At 59.7% G+C, this 26,847-nt stretch carries 26 protein-coding genes and 1 pseudogene; 22 read left to right on the top strand and 5 right to left on the bottom strand.

The genetic code is table 11. The features are described from left to right. The 3 genes from BVL55_RS13935 to BVL55_RS13925 all read left to right on the top strand — a co-directional run bounded on the left by BVL55_RS13935 (position 1) and on the right by BVL55_RS13925 (position 3,084). Positions 1 to 1,314, top strand: coding sequence for a TRAP transporter large permease (locus BVL55_RS13935; RefSeq protein WP_075997414.1), 1,314 nt, complete (start codon positions 1 to 3; stop codon positions 1,312 to 1,314). A 100-nt stretch (positions 1,315 to 1,414) separates the two neighbouring features. Further along, positions 1,415 to 2,125, top strand: a complete 711-nt coding sequence (locus BVL55_RS13930) for a sulfite exporter TauE/SafE family protein (protein ID WP_075998173.1) — start codon at positions 1,415 to 1,417, stop codon at positions 2,123 to 2,125. Beyond that, positions 2,122 to 3,084, top strand: a complete 963-nt coding sequence (locus tag BVL55_RS13925) for a hypothetical protein (protein WP_075997413.1) — start codon at positions 2,122 to 2,124, stop codon at positions 3,082 to 3,084. Before BVL55_RS13930 ends, BVL55_RS13925 begins: the two co-directional genes overlap by 4 nt. A gap of 16 nt (positions 3,085 to 3,100) precedes the next feature. Here the strand turns inward: BVL55_RS13925 and BVL55_RS13920 are convergent, their stop codons facing one another. Further along, positions 3,101 to 4,051 carry a GlxA family transcriptional regulator gene (locus BVL55_RS13920; RefSeq protein WP_083649552.1) on the bottom strand — a complete coding sequence of 317 codons (951 nt, stop codon included), beginning with the start codon at positions 4,049 to 4,051 and terminating at the stop codon, positions 3,101 to 3,103. An 84-nt stretch (positions 4,052 to 4,135) separates the two neighbouring features. Between BVL55_RS13920 and bcoG the strand changes: the two genes are divergently transcribed. The 10 genes from bcoG to BVL55_RS13870 all read left to right on the top strand — a co-directional run bounded on the left by bcoG (position 4,136) and on the right by BVL55_RS13870 (position 14,456). Next, entirely contained in the window at positions 4,136 to 5,047 is a 912-nt protein-coding gene (bcoG, locus tag BVL55_RS13915; protein WP_075997411.1) for a 3-dehydrocarnitine:acetyl-CoA trimethylamine transferase BcoG, read from the top strand. Between the two features lie 81 nt (positions 5,048 to 5,128). Continuing rightward, a complete protein-coding gene (locus BVL55_RS13910; RefSeq protein ID WP_075997410.1) occupies positions 5,129 to 5,665 on the top strand; it encodes a cytochrome b/b6 domain-containing protein in 537 nt (178 codons plus the stop codon). A gap of 40 nt (positions 5,666 to 5,705) precedes the next feature. Further along, positions 5,706 to 7,136 (top strand): carnitine 3-dehydrogenase, encoded by a 1,431-nt coding sequence (locus BVL55_RS13905; protein ID WP_075997409.1) that lies wholly within the window; start codon positions 5,706 to 5,708, stop codon positions 7,134 to 7,136. Positions 7,137 to 7,150: 14 nt separating this feature from the next. After that, positions 7,151 to 7,528, top strand: coding sequence for a hypothetical protein (locus BVL55_RS16640; RefSeq protein ID WP_156892558.1), 378 nt, complete (start codon positions 7,151 to 7,153; stop codon positions 7,526 to 7,528). Between the two features lie 87 nt (positions 7,529 to 7,615). Continuing rightward, positions 7,616 to 8,791 carry an acyl-CoA dehydrogenase family protein gene (locus tag BVL55_RS13900; protein ID WP_075997408.1) on the top strand — a complete coding sequence of 392 codons (1,176 nt, stop codon included), beginning with the start codon at positions 7,616 to 7,618 and terminating at the stop codon, positions 8,789 to 8,791. A gap of 7 nt (positions 8,792 to 8,798) precedes the next feature. Beyond that, positions 8,799 to 9,488 (top strand): DUF2161 domain-containing phosphodiesterase, encoded by a 690-nt coding sequence (locus tag BVL55_RS13895; RefSeq protein WP_075997407.1) that lies wholly within the window; start codon positions 8,799 to 8,801, stop codon positions 9,486 to 9,488. Beyond that, positions 9,485 to 11,578 (top strand): acetate--CoA ligase family protein, encoded by a 2,094-nt coding sequence (locus tag BVL55_RS13890; protein ID WP_075997406.1) that lies wholly within the window; start codon positions 9,485 to 9,487, stop codon positions 11,576 to 11,578. The genes BVL55_RS13895 and BVL55_RS13890 overlap by 4 nt, the downstream gene beginning before the upstream one ends. Further along, positions 11,575 to 12,516: a MaoC family dehydratase gene (locus BVL55_RS16290; protein WP_083649551.1), complete on the top strand. Its 942-nt coding sequence runs from the start codon at positions 11,575 to 11,577 to the stop codon at positions 12,514 to 12,516. The genes BVL55_RS13890 and BVL55_RS16290 overlap by 4 nt, the downstream gene beginning before the upstream one ends. A gap of 27 nt (positions 12,517 to 12,543) precedes the next feature. Then, the gene (locus BVL55_RS13875) at positions 12,544 to 13,326 is read left to right on the top strand and encodes a carnitinyl-CoA dehydratase (RefSeq protein ID WP_205410880.1); all 783 of its coding nucleotides are present in this window, start codon (positions 12,544 to 12,546) and stop codon (positions 13,324 to 13,326) included. A gap of 14 nt (positions 13,327 to 13,340) precedes the next feature. Beyond that, positions 13,341 to 14,456 carry a glycerate kinase type-2 family protein gene (locus tag BVL55_RS13870; RefSeq protein ID WP_075997404.1) on the top strand — a complete coding sequence of 372 codons (1,116 nt, stop codon included), beginning with the start codon at positions 13,341 to 13,343 and terminating at the stop codon, positions 14,454 to 14,456. A 59-nt stretch (positions 14,457 to 14,515) separates the two neighbouring features. Here the strand turns inward: BVL55_RS13870 and aroQ are convergent, their stop codons facing one another. Continuing rightward, positions 14,516 to 14,953, bottom strand: coding sequence for a type II 3-dehydroquinate dehydratase (gene aroQ / locus BVL55_RS13865; protein ID WP_075997403.1), 438 nt, complete (start codon positions 14,951 to 14,953; stop codon positions 14,516 to 14,518). A gap of 217 nt (positions 14,954 to 15,170) precedes the next feature. On the opposite strand from aroQ, the gene BVL55_RS13860 reads away from it, so the two are divergent. The 4 genes from BVL55_RS13860 to BVL55_RS13845 all read left to right on the top strand — a co-directional run bounded on the left by BVL55_RS13860 (position 15,171) and on the right by BVL55_RS13845 (position 18,430). Continuing rightward, positions 15,171 to 15,818 (top strand): glutathione S-transferase family protein, encoded by a 648-nt coding sequence (locus BVL55_RS13860; RefSeq protein ID WP_075997402.1) that lies wholly within the window; start codon positions 15,171 to 15,173, stop codon positions 15,816 to 15,818. A 606-nt stretch (positions 15,819 to 16,424) separates the two neighbouring features. After that, a complete protein-coding gene (locus tag BVL55_RS13855) occupies positions 16,425 to 17,291 on the top strand; it encodes an N-acetylmuramidase domain-containing protein (protein WP_075997401.1) in 867 nt (288 codons plus the stop codon). Between the two features lie 60 nt (positions 17,292 to 17,351). After that, positions 17,352 to 17,987 carry a bifunctional 4-hydroxy-2-oxoglutarate aldolase/2-dehydro-3-deoxy-phosphogluconate aldolase gene (gene eda, locus BVL55_RS13850; protein ID WP_075997400.1) on the top strand — a complete coding sequence of 212 codons (636 nt, stop codon included), beginning with the start codon at positions 17,352 to 17,354 and terminating at the stop codon, positions 17,985 to 17,987. Next, positions 17,984 to 18,430, top strand: coding sequence for a GNAT family N-acetyltransferase (locus tag BVL55_RS13845; RefSeq protein ID WP_075997399.1), 447 nt, complete (start codon positions 17,984 to 17,986; stop codon positions 18,428 to 18,430). The genes eda and BVL55_RS13845 overlap by 4 nt, the downstream gene beginning before the upstream one ends. A gap of 20 nt (positions 18,431 to 18,450) precedes the next feature. Here the strand turns inward: BVL55_RS13845 and BVL55_RS13840 are convergent, their stop codons facing one another. The 3 genes from BVL55_RS13840 to BVL55_RS13830 all read right to left on the bottom strand — a co-directional run bounded on the left by BVL55_RS13840 (position 18,451) and on the right by BVL55_RS13830 (position 21,339). Next, the gene (locus BVL55_RS13840; RefSeq protein WP_075997398.1) at positions 18,451 to 19,620 is read right to left on the bottom strand and encodes a pyridoxal phosphate-dependent aminotransferase; all 1,170 of its coding nucleotides are present in this window, start codon (positions 19,618 to 19,620) and stop codon (positions 18,451 to 18,453) included. A gap of 21 nt (positions 19,621 to 19,641) precedes the next feature. Next, a complete protein-coding gene (locus BVL55_RS13835) occupies positions 19,642 to 20,661 on the bottom strand; it encodes a LacI family DNA-binding transcriptional regulator (RefSeq protein ID WP_075997397.1) in 1,020 nt (339 codons plus the stop codon). Positions 20,662 to 20,817: 156 nt separating this feature from the next. Further along, complete coding sequence (locus BVL55_RS13830) at positions 20,818 to 21,339, bottom strand: MarR family winged helix-turn-helix transcriptional regulator (protein ID WP_162841514.1); 522 nt, start codon at positions 21,337 to 21,339, stop codon at positions 20,818 to 20,820. A 144-nt stretch (positions 21,340 to 21,483) separates the two neighbouring features. Between BVL55_RS13830 and BVL55_RS13825 the strand changes: the two genes are divergently transcribed. From BVL55_RS13825 to BVL55_RS13805, 5 genes and pseudogenes are all read left to right on the top strand, one after another. Continuing rightward, positions 21,484 to 22,842 (top strand): 8-oxoguanine deaminase, encoded by a 1,359-nt coding sequence (locus BVL55_RS13825; RefSeq protein WP_075997395.1) that lies wholly within the window; start codon positions 21,484 to 21,486, stop codon positions 22,840 to 22,842. Further along, entirely contained in the window at positions 22,839 to 23,663 is an 825-nt protein-coding gene (locus BVL55_RS13820) for a creatininase family protein (protein WP_075997394.1), read from the top strand. Before BVL55_RS13825 ends, BVL55_RS13820 begins: the two co-directional genes overlap by 4 nt. Positions 23,664 to 23,756: 93 nt before the next feature. Further along, positions 23,757 to 24,872 carry a CobW family GTP-binding protein gene (locus BVL55_RS13815; RefSeq protein ID WP_075997393.1) on the top strand — a complete coding sequence of 372 codons (1,116 nt, stop codon included), beginning with the start codon at positions 23,757 to 23,759 and terminating at the stop codon, positions 24,870 to 24,872. 11 nt (positions 24,873 to 24,883) lie between these two features. Further along, a pseudogene (locus BVL55_RS13810) lies at positions 24,884 to 25,893 on the top strand (WD40 repeat domain-containing protein). A 56-nt stretch (positions 25,894 to 25,949) separates the two neighbouring features. Then, positions 25,950 to 26,843, top strand: a complete 894-nt coding sequence (locus tag BVL55_RS13805; protein WP_075998171.1) for a LysR family transcriptional regulator — start codon at positions 25,950 to 25,952, stop codon at positions 26,841 to 26,843. Positions 26,844 to 26,847: the final 4 nt, after the last annotated feature.

Raw genomic sequence — 26,847 nt, 5'->3', positions numbered from 1 at the left:
ATGGAACAGTTTTACGCAACCGGCATCTTTCTCTTCGTGCTGTTCTTGCTGCTCGGCTCCGGCGTCTGGGTCGGGTTGTCGCTGCTCGGCGTTGCCTGGGTGGGCATGGAGCTCTTCACGTCCCGGCCCGCCGGCGATGCGATGATGACGATCATCTGGTCGGCATCCTCCTCATGGACGCTGACCGCCTTGCCCCTGTTCATCTGGATGGGTGAAGTCCTGTTCCGCACGCGGCTGTCGGAGGACATGTTCAAGGGGCTGTCGCCCTGGATGGCTGGCCTTCCGGGGGGGCTGGTGCACACCAATATTGTCGGCTGCACGGTCTTTGCAGCGGTTTCGGGCTCATCCGCGGCGACGCTGACGACCATCGGCAAGATGTCGATCCCCGAACTGAGAAAGCGCAACTATCCCGAACACATGGTGATCGGCACGCTGGCTGGCGCTGCCACGCTGGGCCTGATGATCCCGCCGTCGCTTACCCTCATTGTCTATGGGGTGACGATCAATGAATCGATTACCAAGCTGTTCATGGCAGGGGTTTTCCCGGGCCTGGTGCTGGCTGCCATGTTCATGGCCTATGTGGCGATTCTTTCCAGGCTTTCTCCCTCCTACAAGCCGGACCCCGAGCCAAAAATGCGGTTTTCGGAAAAGCTCGCCAATTCGCGTTTTCTCATTCCGGTCATCCTGCTGATCCTGGTGGTCATCGGATCGATGTATCTCGGGTTTGCCACGGCGACAGAGGCTGCCGCCTTCGGCGTGTTGGGATCGATGACCCTGGCCGCCTTTCAGGGGTCGCTCAACTGGCAGACCTTCACCGCCAGCCTGATGGGCGCAACGCGCACGTCTGCGATGATCGCACTCATTCTGGCGGGTGCCGCCTTTTTGTCATTATCGATGGGCTTTACCGGGCTGCCGCGCGCGCTTGCCGAATGGATCGCCTCGCTTGGGCTTTCGCGTTTTGAACTGCTGATGGCACTGCTTGTCTTCTACATCGTGATCGGCTGTTTTCTCGATGGCATCTCCTCGGTGGTGCTTACCATCGCGGTGGTGGAGCCGATGATCCGCCAGGCCGGCATCGACATCATCTGGTTTGGCATCTTCATCGTCGTGGTGGTGGAAATGGCCCAAATCACTCCGCCGATCGGCTTCAACCTGTTTGTGCTGCAGGGCATGACCCATCACGAGATGAACTACATCGCGCGTGCTGCCCTGCCGATGTTCGCCATCATGGTGGTGATGGTGTTTGTACTGATCGCCTTTCCTGAACTGGCGACCTGGCTGCCGGAGAACATCCGTGCACGGCCTGGTGGTTGAGGGCAGGTTCAACCGATAACGGACAGGCTATGCCGCAGGACAGTCTCATCCCATGGATGGTTTTTTAGCCCCTTTCCAGGCAGCCTGGTCCGAGCATTCGATGACCGCGCTGCTGCTCGCCAATGGGGCGATTTTCATTGCTACGGCGGTTCAATATGCGCTTGGTATCGCCTTCGGGCTGATCGCCGCTCCCCTGCTGGCACTGATTTCCATTGCCTTCGTTCCGGTGCCGGTGCTCATGCTGACCTTTGTGACGGCGCTGATCTCGCTGGGCAGCGAATGGTCGAAAATCCACTGGAACGAGGTCTGGTCTGCGGTAGGGGGCAGGGTCATCGGCAGTATCATCGGTGTTGCGGTGCTGTCGGCCATTCCCGACGAAAAAACCTTCATGCTGGTGTTCGGCACGACCATCGCACTGGCGGTTGCCATATCACTGGGCGGTTTCCGCATCCCCTTCAATCTGTTTTCCGTCGGCACTGCAGGCATGTTTTCCGGCCTTTCGGCAACGATCACCAGCGTTGGCGGACCGCCCATGGCGGTGGTGTATCAGCGGCGCAGCGCTGCAGAGGCGCGGCCCAGCCTGCAGACCTATTTTGCAATGGGCGCCTTCGTCTCGCTGTTCGTTCTTTCCGTATCGGGTCATGTGCACAGCAGTGATCTTGCGCTTGCGGTGGCGTTGTTGCCCGGCCTTGCGGCAGGCTATCTGACCGGACCGTTTCTGCGCCACCGGATTGATCGCGGTTTCCGCATCCTGCTGCTGGCAAGTGCTGCCATATCGGCCTGCCTGCTGATCTGGCGGGGGCTTTCATGACGGTTCTGGAAAAGCCGCTGATCTGGTGCGCCCGCCATGGCCGCTACCTGCTGGTCGCAGGATTGCTGGCGGGCATTTTCATCGAACCAATGGCGCTTCTGCTGAAAGCCCATATTCCGGAAATGGTTGGCTTGATGCTGCTGGTTGCCGCCTTTCGCGTCGGGATGAGCGCCGCCATTGGCGCAGGACGGGATTTGCGGCTGACATTGATTGTCACACTGGCTTATCAGGTTGCGGTGCCGCTTGTTCTGATCGCCTGTTTTGCCTTTGCCGGGTTCGGGATTTCCGAAAACGGGGTAATCGGCTGGCAGGCAGCGCTGGCCGGGGCACTGGTGTTGATGGCAGCCGGGCCGTCGATTTCAGGCTCGCCCAACCTTGCCATTTTATGCGGGGCTGACCCGGCACCTGCATTGAGACTGATGGTGATCGGTACTGCCCTGCTGCCGCTGACCGTTCTGCCCGTGTTCTGGCTGATGCCGCAACTGGGCGGGGGCATGGCAGTGCTCGTCCCGGCAGCACGGCTACTGGTGGTAATTGGCTTCTGTGCGGCTGCCGGATTTACTTTGCGCAGAGTGTTGTCGCACCGTGTGACGCCATCCACCCTGCAAGCAGCCGACGGGTTGTCGGCGATATTGATGATGGTGGTGGTCATCGGGCTGATGTCTGCTGTGGGGCCTGCCCTGCGCGAAAACACGGGGCTTTTGATCGGCACATTGTTCCTGGTGTTTGTCTTCAATTTCGGATTCCAAGTTCTGGCATTTGTTGTGCTGGGACAGGTTCCAGGCATTGATACGGCCCGCGTTCCTGTTTCGATTGTGGCGGGAAACCGCAACATGGCGCTGTTTTTGACAGCGCTGCCTGCCGCCGTGACCGAACCGATGCTGCTGTTCATCGGTTGCTATCAGATACCGATGTATCTGACGCCGATCCTGCTTTCGCGGTTTTATCGGGCAGCCTAATCCTGAACGCCAAGGTCTAGTCCGCCAGCCGCATCTTGAGTGGGCTTTGGCCATAGCGTTTGCGGAAGCTGCGCGACAAGGCCGACTGACTGGAAAAACCCGTGCGCACGGCGATGTCCTGCATGGACAGGGCGGTATCGAGCACCATCTTGCGGGCAGCCTGCAGGCGCAGGGCGAGATAGTAGCTGCCCGGCGGCACACCCACATGGCGGGCAAACAGTATTTCCAGCATGCGGGCGGAAAGCTTGCTGCGCTTGGCGATGGCTGGCACCGGCAGCGGACTGTCGAGGGTCTTCTGCATGATGTTGATGGCCGTTGCGAGCCGCGGCTCGCGGGAAGCCAGTTGACCTGGAGAAACCACCGGCTGGGCATCCGTTGCAGGGTGGGCCTGATCATAGATGAAAACACTTGCCGCATCGAGCGCGAGTGAGGCGCCATGCCACTGGCGGATCAAATGCAACATCATGTCGAGGGCAGGCGAGGCACCGCCGGCTGTCCAGATACGCCCGTCAACGACGAACCGGTCTCGGCGGACTTCAAGATCGGGATAGGTGTTTTCGAGCAGTTCGAAATCCTCCCAATGGGTGGTGACCTGCTCATGGCGGATCAATCCTGCCCGTGCCAGCAGCCAGGTGCCGGCTTCCACGCCGCAGAGAATTTCGTAATTGCGCCCGGCAGCAGCGAGCGTACGCAGAAATTCCACGCTGGCGTTGGAATGCTGGGCGAATCCGGCGACAATGACCAGCGCCGCACCGCCGTCATCAGGCTTGAGCGCGCCGCTGACGGGAAATGGCAGATCGTTGGATAGCACTGGCGGTTTGCCATCTGCGGATAGAATACGCCAGTCGAACAGCTTCTGCCTGGCAAGGCGGTTGGCGGCGCGCACCGGATCAGCCGCCGAGGCAACGCTCATCAGTGAAGAACCTGACAGAATGACAATGTCGATAGGGCGGGGTGCTGATGTCATTGCGACATATGGCAAAAATCCTTCGTTAATTGTCAAGCATGTTCTGTGAAACCAGGCAGGATTAGTAAGTCAGGAGAAAATGCCATGCCCCTTCAAATGAGCAGTGAAGTCTTCATCACGTGTGCGGTAACCGGTTCGGGTTCCACCCAGGATCGTTCGCCACACGTGCCGCGCTCGCCAGAGCAAATCGCCAATGCGGCGATTGATGCTGCCAAGGCAGGGGCGGCAATCGTTCACTGCCACGTGCGCGATCCGCAAACCGGCGTGCCGAGCCGCAAGGTCGAATATTACCGGGAGGTCACCGAACGCATTCGCGATGCAGACGTTGATTGCGTGCTCAACCTGACCGCCGGCATGGGCGGCGATCTGGTGCTTGGCGGGATTGAAAAGCCGCTCCCCACTGTTCAGGGCACCGACATGGCCGGTGCGAGCGAACGCATGGAGCATGTGCGCCAGTGCCTGCCGGAAATCTGCACACTGGATTGCGGCACGATGAATTTCGCCGAGGCCGATTATGTGATGACCAACACGCCGGGCATGCTGCGCGCCATGGGCGGCATGATGACCGAGCTTGGTGTAAAGCCGGAGATTGAGGCTTTCGACACCGGGCATTTGTGGTTTGCCAAACAGCTGGTGAGCGAAGGTGTCTTGAAAGACGACGCGCTGGTGCAGCTCTGCATGGGCGTGCCGTGGGGTGCGCCGGATGATCTCAACACCTTCATGGCGATGGTCAATAATGTACCGGACAACTGGACCTGGAGCGGGTTTTCACTGGGCCGCAACCAGATGGCCTATGTGGCGGCTGCGGTGATTGCCGGCGGCAATGTACGGGTCGGGCTGGAAGACAATCTGTGGCTGGGCAAGGGCCAGCTTGCCACCAATGCGCAACTGGTCGAGCGCGCGGTGACGATTGTCGGGAATCTGGGTGCGAAGGTCATCGGGCCGCAGGAAGTGCGCCAGAAGCTGGGGCTGGAGAAAAGGGCGCCGGCGGCATGAGGGGGAAACGCGCCGTTTACGGTGAAACTTCCGTGTCATCAGCTTCGTCAGCTATAATGGGGGAACTGACGAGAGCGACCGATGAGCCGACTTACCCGAAGAAGCGTTTTGAAAATCGTGCACTGGACCATGCTTCCGCTGGTGATCTGGTTCGCCCTGATCGGGCCGCCGGAAGCCTTCGCGCTAGGCCCATGGGGGTTTCCGCTGCATTCCAATCTCGCGCTGTTGTTCGTTATTCTCTGCCTTGCCTGGACCATCGACTTTGTCGTGCGCGGCATGGCGACAACCCGCACACCGAAGCTGCCGCCCTGGGCCCAGCGCGTTCACTGGTGGATGCACCGTCTCATCGTATGGGGCCTGTTCGGCGTGGCAATCACCGGCTTTCTGCTGGGCCTTACCTCTTCGCGCCTTTTGAAGGCAGGCGGCTTTCTTCCCATCGCCCCGCCGCTCGACATGAAGGAAGCCAATGCATGGGTCGGGTTCGTTCATATCGTCGAGTTTTACGGGCTCATACTCCTGATTGCCGTTCACGCCGGTTTTCACATCTGGCGCCACTACCGGCTGAAGGACAATGCCCTGCGCATCATGGCGCCAAAGGGCCTGCACCGGTTTTTGTAGGCAACCGCCCCGGGCGGCGCTGGCCTGAAGGGGTTGCGGTATGACAAGAACAGCAGCCATTATCGGTGGCGGGGTGATTGGCGGCGGATGGGCAGCGCGCTTCCTGCTCAACGGCTGGAACGTTATCGTCAGCGATCCCGATCCGGAGGCTGAACGCAAGATCGGGGAAGTGCTCGACAATGCGCGGCGCTCCCTGCCTGCGCTCAGCGATGTCACCGTGCCACAGGAAGGCAATCTCTCCTTCGCCGGGTCGCTCGCCAAAGCCGTGGCCGATGCTGACTGGATTCAGGAAAGCGTGCCCGAGCGCATCGAGATCAAGCACAAGGTATTTGCCGAAATCCAGGCCAACTGCCGCAAGGATGCGCTGATCGGTTCGTCCACGTCCGGCTTCAAGCCGTCGGAACTGCAGGAAGGCGCCTCCCGGCCCGAACAGATTTTTGTCGCCCATCCCTTCAACCCGGTCTATCTGTTGCCGCTGATCGAGCTGGTCGGCAATGCCGGTACCACGGCGCGGGCAAAGTCCGTGCTGGAAGAAATCGGCATGAAGCCACTAATCGTGCGCCAGGAGATCGATGCCCACATCGCCGACCGGTTTCTCGAAGCCGTTTGGCGCGAGGCGCTGTGGCTGATCAAGGACGGTGTGGCGACGACGCAGGAGATCGACGATGCGATCCGTTTCGGCTTCGGACTGAGATGGGCGCAGATGGGCCTGTTCGAGACCTACCGCATTGCGGGTGGGGAAGCTGGCATGCGTCATTTCATTGCCCAGTTCGGGCCCTGCCTTTCCTGGCCATGGACCAAGCTGATGGATGTTCCCGAGCTGACCGAAGAATTGACCGGCAAAATCGCCGAGCAGTCCGACGCGCAATCGGGCCGGTATTCGATCCGCGAACTTGAACGCATTCGCGATGATAATCTGGTTTCCATGATGCGCGCCCTGAAAGCCCGCAACTGGGGCGCCGGCGCGTTGCTGAAAACCCATGACGAGCGCGTCAAGCCGGCATTGCCGACAGAACTCGACCAGCCGCTCAATACGCTCAACCGTGTCATTCCCATCGACTGGACGGACTATAACGGCCACATGAACGAAAGCCGCTACGGGCAGGTGTTTTCAGATGCGGGCGATGTGGTGATGCGGATGGTCGGTGCCGATGAAGCCTATATCGATGGCGGACTTTCCTATTTCACCGTGGAAAACCAGATCACCTATCGCGAGGAGACCCATGCCGGGGAAGCCATTTTCGTGCGCACACAAGTGCTCGAGGCGAAAGGCAAGAAGCTGCGCATGTATCATGACATGTGCCGGACCTCCGATGAGGCGCTGCTGGCGACCTGCAACCAGCTTTTGATCCATGTTTCCCTTGAAACCCGGCGCTCCTGTGAACCGGGGCCGGAAGTTTCAGCCAGGCTGGACGCGCTGCATGCTGCACAGTCCAAGCTGCCAGAACCCGAAAGCCTGAGGGAAAGCTAAAGGATGATTTGAAAGTGAGTTCCGATGATCTGCAATACAATACAACAGAACTTGTCCGAAAAATTCTTCGTGCAGGTATGCAAGCTGACAAAGTTGCTACTTTTGAACAGCTCGCACTAATCAAGGAAGTATCGAAAGATGCTGCGAAGCTGGACGACAGTGCATTGCTCTATTCTCTCACGAAGTCGAATTCCAATTTCCACATCAAACCGTATCAGGAACCCCTTGATGAATTGCGGGTCAATCTTGCTCAGGCAGCATGCTTGTATCTGATAGAGCGCACATGTGTGGACAATGCTGCCAAAGGACGGGCTGCTCGCGCATGGAAATCAGTTGAAACTGCTGTGGAAGAACTAGCTGAGTTTCGAACTGCGAAAAGAAGAAGAAGATAGTCATTCTCGGGCTTGTCCCGAGAATCCAGAACAAAACGCCAGATTAGGGCTGGGTCCTCGGGACAAGCCCGAGGATGTCTAATTCAAATGCACTTTGCACTTACCGAAGAACAACAGATGATCGTCGAGACCACGCGGTCTTTTGTCGAAAAAGAGCTCTATCCCCATGAACTGGAAATCGAGCGCAGCGGCCATCTGGAGATGGACCTTGTCCGCGAGTTGCAGAAAAAGGCGATCGGGGCCGGCCTTTATGCGGCCAATATTCCGGAGGAATTCGGCGGGGCGGGGCTCGATACGCTGACCTGGCTGCTCTACGAGAAGGAACTGGGCCGGGCAAACTATGCCCTGCACTGGACCTGCGTGGCACGGCCTTCCAACATCCTGTGTGCCGGCACGCCCGAGCAGCGGCAAAAATATCTTGAACCCTGCGTTGCCGGGGAGAAATGGGATTGCCTCGCCATGACGGAACCGGGCGCCGGATCTGATCTGAGGGGAATGAAGGCGACGGCAAAACAGGATGGCAGCGACTGGGTGCTTAACGGCACCAAGCATTTCATCTCCCATGCCGACATTGCCGATTTTTCCATCTGTTTCATGAAGTCTGGCGAAGAGGACACGCCCAACCGATCAGGGGGAGGAAAGCGCGCCCTGATCACTGCTTTCTTTGTCGACAAGGACATGCCGGGCTTTGCCGTGCGCGAGGGCTATCGCAACGTTTCCCACCGCGGCTACACCAATGCCGTTCTGGAATTCGACAATTGCCGGGTGCCGGCAGAAAATGTTCTGGGCGAGGTGCACAAGGGTTTTGAAGTGGCAAACACCTGGCTTGGCGCAACGCGCCTTCAGGTGGGCGCTACCTGTCTTGGCCGGGCCGAACGGGCTTTCGGCCACGCGGTCGACTATGCCGCCGAACGCGAACAGTTCGGCCAGAAAATCGGCAGGTTCCAGGGCATCTCCTTCAAACTTGCCGACATGGCAACGGAACTAAAGGCGGCTGAACTGATGATCCTGGAAGCCGGCTGGAAATACGATCAGGGTACGGCGAGCGACGCCGATATGGCGATGGCAAAACTGAAGGCGACGGAAATGCTCGCCTTTGTTGCCGACGAAGCGATCCAGATCCACGGCGGCATGGGGTTGATGGACGAACTGCCGCTGGAGCGGATCTGGCGGGACGCCCGTATCGAGCGCATCTGGGAGGGAACCAGCGAGATCCAGCGCCACATCATTTCCCGCGCCCTGCTGCGTCCGCTGGGAGCCTGAACCTGCCATGGCTAACCCCCGCCCGCGCGAAACCGATCTTTATGAGCCGGTCAAGCGCCTGCTGGAAGAGCAGGGCTATACGGTCAAGGCGGAAGTCGGTGCCGCCGATGTGGTGGGCTTGCGGGGAGATGAACCGCCGGTGATCGTCGAATTGAAGACCGGCTTTTCCCTGACTCTGTTTCATCAGGCGATCGAACGGCTGAAGGTAACCGATGCTGTTTACCTCGCCGTGCCGGAATGGAAGGGGCGCACCGGCTGGAAGGCGTTTGTTGCCAACCGCACGCTGTGCCGCCGTCTCGGCCTGGGGCTGATAACGGTGCAGGCTGAAAGCGGCAGGGCCGACGTTCATCTTGATCCCGGACCGTATGCTCCGCGGCAGTCCAAAGTGCGCCGCGAACGGCTCTTGCGCGAGTTCGAGCACCGGGTGGGCGATCCCAATACCGGCGGTTCGGCGCAGGTAAAGCGCGTAACGTCCTACAGGCAGGATGCGCTGCGCTGTCTGAAGGTTCTCAACGCAGGCGGGCCAACCAAGGCAGCCGAAGTTGCAAAGGCTGCCAGTGTGACCCGCGCCCGCGCGATCATGGCAGATGATCACTATGGCTGGTTCGAGCGCGTCGAGCGCGGCACCTACGCCATCACGCCCAAGGGCGCGCGTGCCCTTGGCGAATATGCCCATGTGCTGGAGGAACTTGAATGACCGGCAGGCTGTTGCGGTTTTTGCGGCCGAAGACGGTCGCCTATGTGGGCGGGTCACAGATTGCCGGGCCGATCCGCGCGGCAAGGCGTGCCGGCTTTGAAGGTCAGATGTGGGTGGTCAATCCGGTCAGGGATGAGATCGAGGGCATTGTCTGTCATAAATCGGTGGACGGGTTGCCATACGCCCCCGATGCGGCGGTTATCGGTCTTTCGCCGGAGCGGGCAATTGTTGCGGTGGCGGAACTGTCTGTGGCCGGTGCGGGCGGGGCGGTGGTCATGTCATCGGGCTTTGCCGAACTTGGCAGCGATGAAGGCCGCGACCGGCAGGCAAGGCTGAAAGCCGCAGCCGGTGAAATGCCCCTTCTCGGGCCCAATTGCATGGGCCTGATCAACCAGTTTTCCGGCGCCGCCGTTTGGGGGGATGACAATCACATCGAGCGTCAGGAGGGGCCGTCAGCGGCCTTGATATCGCAAAGCGGGGCGCTGCTGATCGGCATGACCAATGTGGAACAGGCCTTTCCGCTCGGCTATGCGGCAAGTGTCGGCAATCAGGCGGTGACGACGATCGCCGAACTCATCGAGGGCATGCTGGACGATGACCGCATCCGTGCCATCGGACTTTATCTTGAGGGGATGGAAGACGGCGAGGCGCTGGGCCACGCCTGTCTGAAAGCCCTCAAACAAGGGGTGCCGGTGGTTGCGCTGAAGGGCGGCGACGGAGCAGAAGGATCGAAGGTATCGCTCAGCCATACCGCTTCCATGGTGGTTGAGCGTGATGTCTGGGAAGCGTTCTGCCGCCGCTTCGGCATCGTCGAAGTAACCTCGCCCAAGGCGCTGGTGGAGACGCTCAAGCTACTCACCGTCGGCGGATTGCCGAAGGGCAACCGGCTGTCGATCCTGTCCTATTCCGGCGGGCTCAACGGGCTGGCGGCGGCGCGCTGTCCGGCGCTTGGTCTTTCCCTGCCCATGCCGGTGGCAGAAAACCTCGCCTTCATGCGGGACTTGCTGCCCGATACCGTGGCGCTCAACAACCCGCTCGATCTCAACATTCCCTTTTCAGCGAGCGATGGGAGCATTTCCATGCGCGACACAAAGGGCGTGACCGGGGCGATTATAGCCTTTGCAGAGCATGTGTCCGACCAGATCGTGTTTTTCATCGATGTGCCGAGGGGCGGGGCCGGCGGGCTCGACAAGGTATGGCAGGATTCCCTGGAAGCACTGATCGAGGTGCGCGAGAAGCTGCAAATACCGGTTTCGGTGGCCGGCATCATGCCGGAGGGACTTTCAGTGGATTTTCGCCGCCACATGCAGAAAAACGGCGTTGCAGCACTGCTCGGCTACAGCGAAACGATGGAAGCGCTTTCCGTCAGCGCCAAGCTGGCAGCAGCGTGCCACCGGCTGAAATCACTGAAAGCGCCACAGCCGCTTTATGCCCGTTCAGAACCGGTCAATCCGGTAATGCTGGACGAGGCGGCAGCGAAAGAGGCACTGGCGCAATACGGGCTCGTGACGCCTGATTTCAAGGCAGTAGCCGTGCAGGAAGCGCCGGCCGCAGCAGAAGCGCTCGGCTTTCCGGTAGCGGTCAAGGTGCTCAGTTCGACCATTGCCCACAAGGCAAAGCTGGGTGGCGTATGTTTGAACCTGACGGACGTTGGGTGTGTTGGTGAAGCCTGTAACCTAATGGCCGTCAATGTGGCCAAGGCCGATGGCGGCCATCCGGTGGAGCGGGTGCTGGTTGAAAAAATGGTGGAAGGGTCCGACACGGAGGTAATCGTCGGCATCAAGCGGCATCCAGCGACAGGGCTGGCACTGATGCTCGGCATGGGAGGCAGCAGGGCAGAGGCCATGGCGCAGTTCGTCACCTTGCTATTGCCGCTTGAGGAAGGAGCGCTTGCTTCAGCCATGAATGATCTGGGGCTTTCCGGCCATCCGGCGGCAGAAGCATTGACAAGAGCCTGCGAGGCGGTGGCTGCCTATGCCGCCGCCCGTAAAGACGAGTTGATCACGCTGGACGTCAATCCTGTCATGCTGACGAAAGACGGCAGGGCGATTGCCTCCGACGCGCTGATTGTGATGGGGGAAGCATCATGACGCCTGAAGAGCTAGTCGGCCGAAAAGGTCCCGACTATGAGGTGATGATCGAGCACGGCAAGATGCGCGAATTTGCCCGTGCGATGGGGGCGCCGCTTGATGTCTTCATGAAGGGCGAGGCGATCCCGGCGACGTTTCTGGTGTCGGCACCGTACATATGGGGCTACACGCTGGAGCGGCCGAGGGGCACGTTTTTCGGCGAGATCGAACATGATCTTTCCGTGCCCCTTCATGCGGAAGAAGCGTTTCGTTTTCACGGCCCGCCGCCTGCAGCAGGCGAGCGGCTGATTGCCCGGACAAGCCTTGAGAGTGTGGAGCGCAAATCAGGGCGTTCCGGTGGCGAAATGACCTTTCTGGTGATGCTGACGGAATATTTTGCGCCAGATGGTGCCTTAAGGGCAGAACAACGCTCCACCACGGTAACCACCGGGCAGACGCCTGATGATGGCACATGGGAAGCTGCGCCTCCCGATTATGATCCCGATTGCAGTCAACTGGAACGCGAAAGCCCGTTCGGGCAGGTTGCGCGACAGGGTTTTGACGATATTGCCGTGGGCGAGGCGCCGGCGCCGGTTGTCCTGCCGCCGCTGACGATCCACGACATAGTAAGATTTCAAAGTGTGGTTGGAGAGGATAATCCCCTGCATTACGATCTCGTCTGGGCGAGGAAGCAGGGCTATCCGCAGGTCTTTGCGCTCGGCATGCATCAGGCCAGCCAGATGGCGGGATATGCCGCACACTGGCTGCCGCCCCAGGCGGTGCGTGGCTTCAGGGTGCGGTTTCGAAACATCGGCTGGCCGGGGGATCGCTATGTGATTTCCGGCCATGTGACGCAGAAGGATGTGTCGGCACAGACGGCAGGTGTGCATCTGGCCTGTACCCGTACTGATGGCACCCTTGTCAATGAAGCATGGATGGACTTCAATTTCAGCGCATAGCAAGAGGAGAGCGGCATGGCCGACAAGATGGAAGGGCCCGTCAGGACCCGCACTAAAGGCCACATACTGGAAGTGGTGCTGGACAGGCCAAAGGCCAATGCGGTCGATCTTGCCACCAGCCGGATCATGGGTGAGGTGTTCCGGGACTTTCGCGACAATGACGAATTGCGCGTGGCGATCCTGACAGCGGCGGGCGAAAAGTTCTTTTGTCCGGGCTGGGACCTGAAAGCGGCGTCCGATGGCGATGCGGTGGATGGCGACTATGGTGTCGGCGGTTTTGGCGGGCTGCAGGAACTGCCGCATCTCAACAAGCCGGTTATCTGTGCCGTCAACGGTATCTGCTGCGGCGGGGGGCTTGAGATTGCCTTGTCCTGCGACATCATCCTGGCGGCAGATCACGCCACGTTTGCATTGCCGGAAATCCGCTCCGGCACCGTGGCCGATGCTGCTTCCATCAAGCTGCCCAAACGCATTCCCTATCATGTGGCGATGGAGATGCTGTTTACCGGGCGCTGGCTCGATGCAGAGGAAGCGCAGCGCTGGGGCTTCGTCAACCATATTCACAAACCCGATGAGCTGATGGACAAGGCCTGGGAGATGGCAACCCTGCTCGCCTCCGGGCCGCCGCTGGTTTTTGCCGCAATCAAGGAAGTGGTGCGCGAAGCCGAGGACACCAACTTCCAGGACATGATGAACCGCGTCACCCGGCGCCAGTTGCGCACGGTCGACACGCTTTACGGGTCGGAGGATAATCTCGAAGGCTTCCGCGCCTTTGCCGAAAAGCGCGATCCGGTGTGGAAAGGAAAATAGTGGGCCCCCGCAGGATGCTCGAAACAATCTGGCGGGCGGGGGTAGATCGCGTCAACGGGTATCGTGCCGTCAGGGAGGCGCTTTCTCATGGTCGGGGCGAGGGTATCACCCACATCGCCGCCGTGGGCAAGGCGGCTTCGCCCATGATGCGCGCTGCGCTGGAAACCTGCGGCACCAATCTTGCCGCGCTGGTGGTTACCAAGCATGGCCACGGCGAAGTGGGGCTTTCAAATCATCCCGCGCTCACCGTGATCGAGGCAGGCCATCCGGTGCCCGATGAAAAGAGCCTTGAAGCGGGATCGGCCCTGATCGATTTCGTTGCCGGTGCTGGCGAAAATGCACGATTGCTGTTGCTGGTTTCGGGCGGTGCCTCCGCGCTGGCAGAATCCCTGCCGGGCGACATGACGCTCGAAGACCTGCAGGCGATGACGGAGGAGATGCTCTCCCAAGGCCTCGATATTCACAGGATCAATGCCAGACGCAAGGAAATTTCCGGTGTAAAGGGCGGCAAGCTGCTGGCGCGTTTTGGCGGCAAAAGCGCGCTCGTGCTGTTAATCTCCGACGTGGAAGGTGACGACATCGCGGTCATCGGATCGGGGACCGGCATGGTGCCAGCCTCGCGGCAGGCCGACGATATGGAAACGCACATCATCGCTTCCAATGCGCTTGCGCGGGAGGCCTGCACCCAGGCGGCCGACGGGCTGGGGCTGGAGGTCATCGTCAGTTCCGAAAACCTTTATGGCGATGTTTATGACGTTGCTGCCGATCTTGCCAGAACGGTGAAATCCGGCGCGCCGGGGCTATATATCTTCGGCGGCGAACCGACGGTGAAACTGCCCGATGAACCGGGAGAAGGCGGGCGCAACCAGGCGCTGGCGGTTGCCTTTGCCCGGGAAATTGCCGGCGAGAGGAATATCCACGCGCTGGCTGCCGGCACCGATGGCAGCGATGGGCCGACCGGATCGGCGGGCGGTTATGTCACTGCCGAGGACTGGCAGCGTTTTGCAGGCGGCGCAGCGGCACTTGAAGCGGCCGACAGCGGCAGCTGGCTGAAAAAAACCGGCGGGCTGTTTGTCACCGGGCCGACCGGCACGAATGTGATGGATCTGATGGCAGTGCTGAAATGCTGAAGCAAATTCAGGAAATGTGGGCGCCGGTTTTCCGTCCGCAATTGCAAAAAACAACCGCTTCAGTCGCCGAGGGCTTCCAGCGCGGCCATGACGGCCAGGCGGTACCCCAGAATGCCGCAGCCGCAGATCACGCCATTGGCAATTGCCGATATATGGGAGTGATGGCGAAAGGTATCGCGGGCATGAATGTTGGAAATGTGGACCTCCCAGACGGGAATATCCACGCCCGACAGCGCATCGCGAATGGCGATCGAGGTGTGGGAATAGGCACCGGGATTGATGATGATGGCATCATGCTTGCCGCGAGCGGCATGAATGCGGTCGATGATCTCGCCTTCATGGTTGCTCTGAAAGCACTCTGCGGAAGCTCCGCCGGTGCGGGCAGCATCAATGGACAGCCGTTCCACGTCTTCAAGCGTCTGTGAGCCATAGACTTCCGGCTGGCGGGTGCCCAGCAGGTTGAGGTTCGGTCCGTTGATGATCAGCAGGCAGGCCATGGTCTTCTCCGTGGAATGCTTCGCCAGCCCTTAGATCGTTTCACCTTCGGGTGCAAACCGGAGTTCTCGCCAAGGTACTGAACCGGATAACGCATTCAGGGTTTTCCGATTTACGTCAAAACCCGAATCGCTCTAGCAATTATTGTCAGAGGGTGGAAGGCTTGAAGCCCTTTGTGCGTTGGTGATGCGATGCCAAACTGCTGCAGGATGAAGAACCATGTCTGAGCTGATAACGATCTGGACCATGGACTGGGTGCCGGAAGGTCCCCGTGGCTTCGTGCGCGACCTGCGGCTGAGATGGGCCTGCGAGGAAGCCGGGCTTGCATATTGTGTTCGCACGGTTCCTTTCAACGAAAGGGGACCTGGCCATCTGGCGCGGCAACCATTCGCCCAGGTTCCCTTTATGGACGATGGTGAGCTTGAATTGTTCGAGAGCGGTGCGTGTCTCCTGCACTTGGCGGAAAAAAGCGATGTGCTGATGCCCTGCGATGCCAAGGACAGGGCCGATACACTTCAATGGTTCATCGCCGCGCTCAACTCGATCGAGATGGTTTCGGTTCCCTGGTGGTTTCTTGAGGTGACCGGTGCAAAGGACAACGGTCTGACCGGCTGGATGGAAAGCCGTCTTGAGCACATGGAAAGAGTTCTGGGAGAGCGGGAATGGCTGGCTGCCGGCCGCTTCACCGTCGCGGACCTGCTTATGGCTGATGCTCTTCGCGTGGGAAAGGTTCGTTCCTTTGGAGACCGGCCGGCAACGGAGTCCTATGTGACGCGCGTTACGGAGCGACCCGCATTCAGGAAAGCCCAAGCTGACCAGATAGCGCATTTCGAAGCTGCAGATGCGGCCGGAAGTCAGGCTCGATAATAACGACCGGGGATAGCGTGCCCTTCCCCGGTTATCCCTGGCCCCTCTTCGTTATCCTCGGCCCCTCTTCGTCATCCTCGGGCCCCTCTTCGTCATCCTCGGGCTTGACCCGAGGAGCCAATGAATAGGGGTCGCTGGATCGCCGGTTTGAACCCGGCGATGACGAACGTTGATGGTTCGCTGAAAGAGGATAAATCACGCAATGGGTTCCCGGATCACGCCATCAAAAGCTGGCGGTCCGGGGATGACATCGGGTGCCTGAAATCTTGCGCATCCCTCTCTTCGCTGCGGTCTACGTGCGATTTCAGGTGAAAACTTATCCCCGCCCTCTTTTCCTTCCCTTATCCTTTTCCCGCCTGCATCGATTGAAACATCAGTTCGCGGCCGTGAGAGTGTGGCTGCGGGCAAGGCGGGCAAAAACCCGGCGGACACGTCTAGGGATGTCCCTCGCCAGTTCTTTTGATACCGCTGGTGCGAACGCATCGAACGAACGGCGAGGTGTGCACGATCTGCCTCCACCCTCATCCTGAGCCTCCTGTGCTTGTCGAAGGGCGAAGGAGGAGGTGGCCCCGGAAGCCCCACCTCCAACGAAACAAAGGAGCCGCCGTGCTCGAAGCAGAAACTAGAACCGAGCTTTCCCGGATCGCCAAGGCTGCAAACCACGATCCGGCAGCACTGATGGCGGTGGTGGATGTGGAAAGTGGCGGCAGGGTCTTTGCCAGGGTTGAGGGCCGTGCCGAACCGCTGATCCGTTTTGAGGGACATTATTTCTACCGTCTTCTGGCCCGGCAGAAACGCAATCAGGCAGTGGTCAACGGGCTGGCCCATCACAAGGCGGGCAGGGTGCGCAATCCGCGCAGCCAGCGCGGGCGCTGGAAACTGCTCAAGCGGGCCTGCGGGCTCGACCGGGATGCGGCCTTGCAGTCGGTGTCATGGGGCGTGGGACAGGTCATGGGCGCCCATTGGCGCTGGCTTGACTATGCCAGCATAGATGCCCTGGTTTTCAGGGCGCGCAGCGGGCTGGAAGGGCAGGTTGAACTGATGTTGCGTTTCATTGAAAAGGCGGGGCTGGCCGATGAACTGGTGCAGCAGAACTGGCGCGCCTTTGCCCGCGGCTATAACGGGCCCGCCTATGCGCGTCACGGCTATGACCGGAAGCTTGAAAATGCCTATTCAAAGTACCGTGCGATGTGCGGGCCGGCTTTGAGAAAGGACCCGTCAAAACGCCATCAGCCCTTGTTGTTGCGGTTCGGGGACCGGGGCGCACTGGTTGCCGGGTTGCAGGGACAATTGAACCGGCACGGGTTTGCACTTTTTGTCGATGGGGATTTCGGCTCGCTTACCCGTGCCGCGCTTAAAGCCTTCCAGGCCCGGAACGGCCTTGCAGCCGACGGGATTGCCGGACCCAAAACCTTCATAGTGCTGGAGCGGCCTGTTTTGGCATTAGACGGCGCTGCCCTGCCGGCGGCATGAGTTTGCATGTCTTGCCGCCTGTTGTAGGAAGACCCTAAACCGGCAGCAGGAAGAAACGCCATGACCAAGACAGAAAGCTTGAACGCCATCATGAATGCCGCACCGGTCATTCCCGTCGTGGTGATCGATAGTCCGGGGCTGGCGGTCAAGCTTGCCAGGGCGCTGGTCAGGGGTGGGCTTCCCGCCATCGAAATCACGCTGCGCACGCCGAACGCAATCGACTGTATTCGTGCGGTTGCCGCCGAAGTCGAAGGCGCGTTTGCCGGTGCCGGCACCGTGCTTGACCACGAGCAGATCGCTGCCGTTGAAAAGGCCGGGGGCCGGTTCATGGTTTCGCCCGGCGCAGCGCCTGACCTGCTGAAAGCGGCTGGGGATTGCCCTGTGCCGCTATTGCCGGGTTCGGCCACGGCATCGGAGATGATGCGGCTCGGTGAAGCCGGCTACACCCATCTGAAGTTTTTTCCGGCGGAGGCAGCAGGCGGTGCGGCTTACCTGAAATCCATTGCCTCGCCTCTGCCGCAGTTTACCATCTGCCCTACAGGCGGCATTACCCCCCAGAGCGCCCGGGACTATCTGGCCCTGCCGAACGTGCCTTGTGTCGGCGGTTCCTGGGTGGCACCGGCCGATCTGACCGGAAAAGGCGAATGGGCGGCAATCGAGGCGCTGGCGCGCAAAGCCTGCGAACTTACCGGATGAAGCTGATCGAGGTAGCGGGCGGCGATGATGTACTTGCCACCTGTCAGCAGGCCTATTTTTCTGAAATCAGCGAGCGGTTCGGTGTCTCCTTCGACCCCCATGCAGGCGACATCGCCGATGCACAGGATGTACGGCAATGGCATGTTCTGGCGATGGACGCAGATACAGCATTGGGATGCGGCAGCTTGCGTGATCTTGGTGGCGGGATTGGCGAGGTAAAGCGGGTGTGGGTGTCGGGCAAGGCCCGGGGCAGGGGCGTTGCCAGCGCTCTGATGACCTGGCTTGAAGACAGGGCTGCCGGCGAAGGATTTACAGCAGTGCGGCTCGATACCAATGGGACGCTGGTTGAGGCGCAGGCGATGTACAAAAAGCGCGGCTACAGGGAAATTCCCCGCTACAACGACAATCCCTATGCCGAACACTGGTTCGAGAAGGAATTGTAGAAAGGGTCGGGTTGCTGTTGTCAGCCGGCCAGGAAGTTGCCGATTCGCTTAAGGGCACGGGCGATGTTTTCTTCCGAATTGGCATAGGAAAGCCGGAGATAGCCCTCGCCCAGAATGCCGAAATCAGGGCCGCCAATGGTGGCGGTACCGGTTTTTTCCAACAGCGCGGAAGCCAGTTCCTTCGCCTTCCATCCGGTTGCCGAGATGTTGGGAAAGGCATAGAAGGCGCCCTTGGGGGTGCGGCAGGAAAGGCCATCGATGGCGTTAACCTTTTCGACCACCAGCATGCGGCGCCGGTCAAAGGCGGCCATCATCGCTTCGACATCGTCCTGTGGCCCGTCAATGGCCGCGATGCCGGCATATTGCGCCGGGGCATTGACGCAGGACCAGCAATTGACGGCGAGTTTGCGCACCTTGTCGCAGATGGCATCCGGCCAGATCGACCAGCCCATGCGCCAGCCGGTCATTGCCCAGGTTTTCGACCAGCCGTTCAAAACGATCAGCCGGTCGCGGAGTTCCGGGAAGGTCAGCAGCGAGACATGTTCCTCGCCGTCATAGGTCATCGAATCGTAGATTTCGTCGGAGAGGACAGCAGTGCCGGGAAAACGCTCAAGCCCGGCGGCGAATTTTTCGATCTCGGCGCGGGGTGTGACACCGCCGGTCGGATTGGCCGGTGAATTGACAATGACAAGCCGCGTCTTCTCGGTGATCAGCGACAGGGCTTCGTCGGCGGAAAAAGCAAAGCCGTTTTCCTCGCGGACCGGAATTGGCACCGGTGTTGCGCCGGTAAACTCGATCATCGAGCGATAGATGGGAAAGCCCGGATCGGGATAGCAAATTTCTGCCCCCGGCTCGCCAAACATCAAAATGGCGGCAAACATTGTCACCTTGCCGCCCGGCATGATCATGATGTTTTCAGGCGAAACATCAACACCGGTGGTTGCCAGCGTGCGGCGGGCAACCGCTTCCCGGCAAGGCAGGATGCCATTGGCCGGCGTATAGCCGTGATGGCCGTCGCGCAGCGCCTTTACCGCTGCTTCAACGATGTGCGGCGGCGTTGGAAAATCCGGCTGGCCGATGCCCAGATTGATGACGTCCATGCCGCCGGCTGCAAGTTCGGTCGCTCTGGCAAGCACGGCGAATGCGTTTTCCTCGCCGATGCGCTCAAAGCCGGGAGTGGTGTGCAACATGGTGCTTCCCAAAATTGCTTCTTAGGCGATCTTCTCGCCGCTCGATTCGCGAATGCGCAGTTCGGGTTCAATCAGGCGGTCTTCGCCGATTTCCGTTTCGCCGTCGAGAATGCGCAGCATCGCCCGGGCCGCGAGTTGTCCGGCTTTCTGCTGACCATTCCAGACCGAGGTAAGGGTCGGAGCGGAAATCTCTGCCTCGGCGATGTCGTCATAGCCTGTCACAGCGACATCGCTGCCGGGCTCCAGACCGAGCGAGCGCAGCCCGCTCATGGCGCCGATCGCCAGAAGATCGTTAAAACAGACAATGGCCGTTGCACAGCCGGGCTTTTCGGTAAAGAGTTTGCGGACGCTGTCATAGCCGGCCTTGCGGGTGCGCTCGGTGCCGACCTGCAGCGAAGGATCGGCCTCGATGCCGGCCTGTTCAAGCGCGGCAAGAAACCCGCCGCGACGGTCATGCCCGGTCGAGGTGCCGCGGCGCCCGCCGATGAAAGCAAGTCTGGTGTGGCCAAGATCCAGCAGGTGACGGGTCACCATGTAGGTGCCCTTTTTGTCGTCGCCGCGATAAACCGGCGCACGCGCGCCCTGGACCCAGCGTGCCACCATGACGACGGGAAGGCCGGTATTCTCGATCGCCTTGACGTCTTCGGCGGTGGTGCCGATGGCAGGCGATACGATTACCCCGTCGGCCCCGAACTGCAAAAGGGTTTCAAGGAAGTGTTTTTGAACGGCGATGTCATCGCGGTGATTACACAGGAAAAAGGTCTGGCGTTTGAGGCCGAGTTCTTCCTCGATGCCCAGCAGGATTTCGGCAAAGAACGGGTTCATGATGTCGGGCACAAGGACGCCGACAATGCCGGAACGCGAGGTTCTCAGGCTCGCTGCGCGGCGGTTGTATATATAGCCGGAGAGGGCAGCGGCCTGCTTGATCTTGTCGCGCGTTGCATCGGCGACCAGCGGGCTGTCGCGCAGGGCAAGGGAAACGGTTGCCGTGGAAACGCCAAGGGATTCGGCAATGGTTGATAAGGTAACCTTGTTGCCCAAACGGCATTCTCCCCGTTGATCCGCGGACGGCCTGTTGCGCCTGGTCCGCCGGAATGCAGCCGGACGGCATAAGCGCGGTGTGTGACGCCCTATTTTGGATATTGGGGTTGCAGTTGCAAGAAAAAAGCCGTTGCCCACAGGCAGCCGGTCAATCGGCTATTTGGCCTTCTTCTGCTTTTTCGGCTTTTTCTTGCCGTCCTTCTTGCCGTCGGAACGCTTCTTTTTGCCGGCCTTTCTGGGTTTTTTGCCAACTGGCTCGTTCCGGCCTTCAAGCCGGTCGAGGATGGCCATCAAGCGGTCGGCATCCTTGCCTTTCAGCCGGCTGACGAGCTCGGCGTCGTAATCGCCATGGCCGATGGCGATATCGTTTACCATTTGCGTGCCGTCATCGGTAAGAAAAGCGTGGTTTTGCCGGCTGTCGATCCGTGAAGCTTCCCGGCGCACCAGTCCGAGCGCCTCCAGTTTGGTGGCGATCTTGGTGGTCGAGGACGGGCTGATTTCCAGCAGGGAGGCGAGGTCGCCCATGGTAATTCCCGGATTGCGGTGAATTGCCATCAGGTAGCCGTCATGGCCTTCCGAGAGATTTTTTGCCGAAAGGTCGGCGGCCCGCTTGCTGCGAATCCTTCCGGCAACGGCCAGCAGACGTGCGGAAAGGGGAGGAATTTTACTGACTGCCATGATCCCGATTCTGTAGTGTTTGCGCGGCCTCTTGCAACCTGCCGGACTGTTTTCGATCCGCTTATGCGACAAAAACATGACAGTTTTGTTGCATGCGCCCCTGCGGTATGCTGACAGGCTCAAAAGCATCGGGCAAGTGGCAGGATGAGCGCAAACACCAAAAGAACCTGGCTGAAGGAGCCGCTGGCCATACTGGCTGAGGGATCGGATGGCGGTGTGGTCGTCGAGGGCTCGCGGATTGTAGAGCTGGTGCCGGCCGGCACCCATCCGGCAGGGATTGCAGAAACGGTGGATTGCAGCCGGCTGGTGATGATCCCCGGGCTCATCAACACCCATCATCACTTTTATCAGACGCTGACGCGGGCACATCCCGATGCGATCAACAAGGAACTGTTCGACTGGCTGAAGGCGCTTTACCCGGTCTGGGGCAAGGCGCTCAACCGGGAGAGTTTCCGGCTGGCGACGCGGCTTGCGCTTACCGAGCTTCTCATGTCCGGCTGTACGGCGGCTTCCGATCACCACTATGTTTTTCCTGCCGGTCTTGGCGATGCCATGGATATCCAGGTTGAGGAGGCGGAGCGGCTTGGCATGCGCATCACCCTCAACCGGGGAAGCATGGATCTGTCGCAAAAGGATGGCGGGCTGCCGCCCGACAGCGTGGTGCAGACGACAGAGGAAATCCTGAAAGACTGCGAACGCGTGATAAAGGCCTGGCACGATCCTGCCGAAGGCTCGTTCAACCAGGTTGCCCTGGCGCCGTGCTCGCCCTTTTCGGTGACCACGGAACTGATGAAGCAGACGGCAAAAATGGCCAAATCCTGTGACTGCCGTCTTCACACCCATCTTGGGGAAACCCACGATGAGGACGCCTATTGCCTTGAAAAATTCAAATGCCGTCCGGTGGACTATCTGGAAGAAACCGGCTGGCTGGCAGACCGGACGTGGCTTGCCCATGGCATTCACTTCAATGATGAGGAAGTTGAGAGGCTGGGCAAAGCGAAGGTGGGCATTTGCCACTGCCCGACCTCGAACATGGTGCTTGCCTCGGGCATCTGCCGAACGCGGGAACTGGAAACCGCCGGCGTGAAGGTGGGGCTGGGTGTCGATGGTTCTGCCTCCAACGACAACTCCAATATGATGGAAGGTGTGCGGCATGCGCTGATGATCAACCGGCTAAAATACGGGGCTGCGGCGGTTACCCATGCAGATGCCCTGCGCTGGGCAACGGAAGGGTCTGCAGCCTGTCTCGGGCGCACGGATATCGGCCGTATTGCACCGGGCATGCAGGCGGACATCGCCTTCTACGGGCTGGACGAGTTGCGCTTTTCCGGTGCAGGGGATGCGCTGGCAGCGCTGGTATTATGCGGCGCGCACCGGGCTGAAAAAGTGATGACCGGCGGCAAATGGTGCCTTGAGGAAGGCTTGCCGCTTGGTGTGGATATTGAAAAACTGAGGGCTGAACACGGGGCGATTGCCCGCAAACTGGCCGGGGCCGTAACATGAGTGAAGAACGGCTGCTGCCCGATCTGGATTTTGCCGCAATCGATTTTGGTGCGCTTGAAGGTGAGGATCTTTCCCACTGGATTGCGGTACTGCCACTCGGCGCAACCGAACAGCACGGGCCGCATCTGCCGGTTGAAACCGACACGCTGATTGCCGGGGGCATTTCAGCACGGTTGAGCAAGAAGGTTTCGGGCAAGCTGCCGGTGACCTTTCTGCCGGTACAGGAAATCGGCTATTCGCCCGAACACATGGACTATCCGGGCAGCAAGTCGCTCACCTATGATGAGGCCATTGAAAAATGGACCGCAATCGGCGGGATGCTTGCAAAACGCGGTATCTGCAAACTGCTGCTGCTCAACGCCCATGGCGGCAACTCGCCACTGATGACGATTGTGGCGACGGAATTGCGGGTGCATAAGCAGATGCTGTGCGTGGCAACGTCCTGGACCCGTTTCGGCTATCCGCAGTCCGTGATCGGGCCGCAGGATGCAGCCCTCGATATCCATGCCGGGCTGATTGAAACGTCGTTGATGCTGGCGCTCCACCCGAACAAGGTGTCCATGGAGAAGGCGCAGCATTTTTCCTCCCGGCAGGCGCACTTTATAAGCCAAAACCGGCATCTGGCCGCTTATGGCAAACATGCATTCGGTTGGAAGATGCAGGATCTGAATCCGCTGGGCGCGACGGGGGATGCTGCTTCCGCGACCGCGGAGAAGGGCCAGAAGCTGCTTGATCATGCCGTCTGCAGCCTTGCTGATCTGCTGGCCGATATCGACCGCTTTGATCTTTCAGAGTTTGAACGGCAGCCTGATGTTCAATGAAGGTAAAACCACGTGCGGGCTCGTAATTGCGCGCTGCCGGTTCTATATCAATTTGTTCCCGTCGGGAGCAGCAAACAGCGTTTGGAGACAGAAATGCCTGATACGGCAGAGGCCAGCCGGCAGATTCCCGTGACCGTTCTCACCGGCTATCTGGGTGCGGGAAAGACAACCTTGCTCAACCGCATCCTGACGGAGGATCACGGACGCAAATATGCGGTGATCGTCAACGAATTTGGAGAGATCGGCATCGACAATGATCTCATCGTGGAAACCGATGAGGAAATCTACGAAATGAACAATGGCTGTATCTGCTGCACGGTGCGCGGCGATCTCATCCGTGTCGTGCAGAACCTGATGAAGCGGCCAGGCCGGTTCGATGCCGTTATTGTCGAAACCACGGGGCTTGCCGACCCGGCGCCCGTTGCCCAGACCTTTTTCATGGATGACGAGGTGCGCGCCAAGTCGCGGCTGGATTCAGTGATTGCGTTTGCCGATGCCAAGCACCTCCCGATGCGTCTGAAGGACAGCCCGGAAGCTGAAGACCAGATCGCGTTTGCCGATATCGTGCTGCTCAACAAGACCGATCTGGTGGCAGAAGACGAGTTGGCGAAAGTTGAATCGGTGATACGCCAGATCAACCCTTCGGCCCGGATTTTCCGCACCAGCCGGGCCAATGTGGCACTCAAGGAAATTCTCGAACAGGGCCGTTTCGATCTGGCCCGTGTCATCGAAAGCGATCCGCAGTTTCTCGAATTCGACGACAGTCACGTTTGCGGGCCGGACTGCGATCATGATCACCATGGGCATGACCATGATGGGCATCATCACGGCCACGATCACAAGCACGATCATCAGCGCGGGCATGAACACGGGCATCAGCACGGGCATGGCGGGCTGGATGAGAAAATTCATGATACCACCATCGGCACGGTGTCGCTGTCAGCCGGGGAAGTCGATCCGCAAAAGTTTTTTCCATGGATACAGGCCATCACCCAGTCTGATGGGCCGGATATTCTCCGTCTCAAGGGCATTGTCGCCTTCAAGGACGACCCTGAACGCTATGTGGTGCAGGGCATTCACATGATCATCGAGGGCGATCATCAGCGTGCCTGGAAGCATGACGAAACACGCCGAAGCCGTATTGTCTTTATCGGGCGAAACCTCGACCGTGAAAAGCTGGAACGCACGTTTGCAGCCTGTGCCGGGTGACCTTTGACATCATGCCTACCGTTGCCCCGCTCGAAACCGACCCGGAAAACCTTGGCCATGTGGAGTGGGCGGGGTTTGTCGGCGATAACCCTGTGTTTGCCGGAGCAGGCGGCACGGTGCATGTGCTGTCGGATCGCCATCGGGTTATTGAAGTTCATGAAGGCCTGCTGGCAGCTTGTTCAAGCGTTGCAGCAGACAGGCTGCTCACCGGTGGTGAAGACGGCAAGGTCTGCAGTATTGACGGTGAGGGCAGGCTTTCGACCTTGAGCGAAAACAAGGGCAAGTGGATCGACCGTCTGGCAGCGGGCCCCGGCGGTGCCATTGCCTGGGCTGCAGGCAAGTCGGCCACCGTGCTTACAGATACGCTCAAGGACACGCAAAGCAGGGAAATCGCCTGTGAGCGCAGCATTGAAGGGATTGCCTTTGCACCCAAAGGGATGCGGCTTGCCATTGCCCGTTATGGCGGGGTGGAACTTTTCTGGATCAACACGGCCGGCGCTACGCAGTTTCTTGAATGGAAGGGCGCGCATACGGGGTTATATTTTCTCCCGACGGGCGTTACGTGGTCTCGCAGATGCAGGAAAACGCGCTGCATGGCTGGCGGCTCGGTGACGGCAGGCACATGCGCATGACGGGCTATCCGGCAAAGGTGCATTCGCTTTCCTGGTCGGTAAAGGGGAAATGGCTTGCGACCTCCGGTGCGCCGGCAGCAATCACCTGGCCGTTTTCCGGCAAGGACGGTCCGATGGGCAAGGCGCCGAAGGAACTGGGCTCGATGGGCAATCTGCTTGTGACGCGCGTTGCCTGCCACCCGCAGGAAGAGGTCGTTGCCATCGGCTATGAAGACGGCATGGTGGCGGCAGTGCGCATTGGCGATGGCAAGGAAGCGGTGTTGAAGCGCAGTGGCAAGGGCGCCGTCTCTGCGCTCAACTGGGATGACAATGGCAACCGGCTTGCCTTTGGCAGCGAGGCGGGGGAAGCCGGGATTATTGATCTTGGCAGGCAAAAGGCAGGCAGCTAGCCTGGGTGCATGCCCCAAAGTTCTGGCGGTATTTCCGTAAAGCGCATGAGGAAAAAGTGGACACAATAACCCGCATGAAGGCCTATATCGAGGTTGTAGAAAGCGAGGGGTATTCCGCTGCCGCCCGCAAGATGGGCAGATCCAAGGCCCTGCTGTCCAAATATGTGCGTGAGCTGGAAGATGACCTGGGCGTTCTGCTCATCAACCGTACCACGCGGCAGTTTTCGCTGACCGAGTCCGGTGAGAAATACTACCGTTCGTGCCTGGAAATCCTCAGGCAGATCGAAGACGCGCGGGAAAACGTGCGGGATGACGATGGGGAGGTGGACGGCACGCTTCGCATTACCGCGCCACGTTCGCTTGGCGCCGTCGAATCAATGCTGCCGCTGGTTGAATTTGCCAAGGCTTATCCGGCGGTCCGAATGATCGTCTCGCTGGATGACCGGGTAACCGATCTTGTGGAAGAACGGTTTGATGTGGCGATCCGGGTGGGCGTTCTGGCCGACTCTTCCCTCATCGCCAAGAAGCTGATGGGCAACCGGTTGCTGTTTTGCGCCACCCCGGCTTTTCTGAAAAAACATGGCGTACCCGATCACCCTTCGCAGATTGCGGACTGGCCCAACATCATCGACACCAATTGGCGCGGCCGTAACACCTGGCCCTTTGTCGATGAAAACGGCACTGCGTTTACACAGACCGTGCGGTCGGTGATGGATGTCAACGATCCGGAGGTGTGCAAACGGGCGGCACTGGCCGGTCTGGGGGTGACGATGGTGCCGGAGTTTTGTGTTAAGGACGAACTGGCGGATGGAAGCCTGGTGTCGATCCTGGAGGATTTCGTTCCGGAAGGTTCTGCTTTCTATGTGGTCTATCCCGACAGGCGTCACATTTCAGCCAAGGTGCGTGTGTTTGTCGACTTCATGGATGCCTGGTTCAAAAAGGAACGCTGAACGG

This window comes from Salaquimonas pukyongi, from assembly GCF_001953055.1.
GTDB lineage: Bacteria > Pseudomonadota > Alphaproteobacteria > Rhizobiales > Rhizobiaceae > Salaquimonas > Salaquimonas pukyongi.
This window is presented reverse-complemented; position numbering and strand designations above follow the sequence as displayed.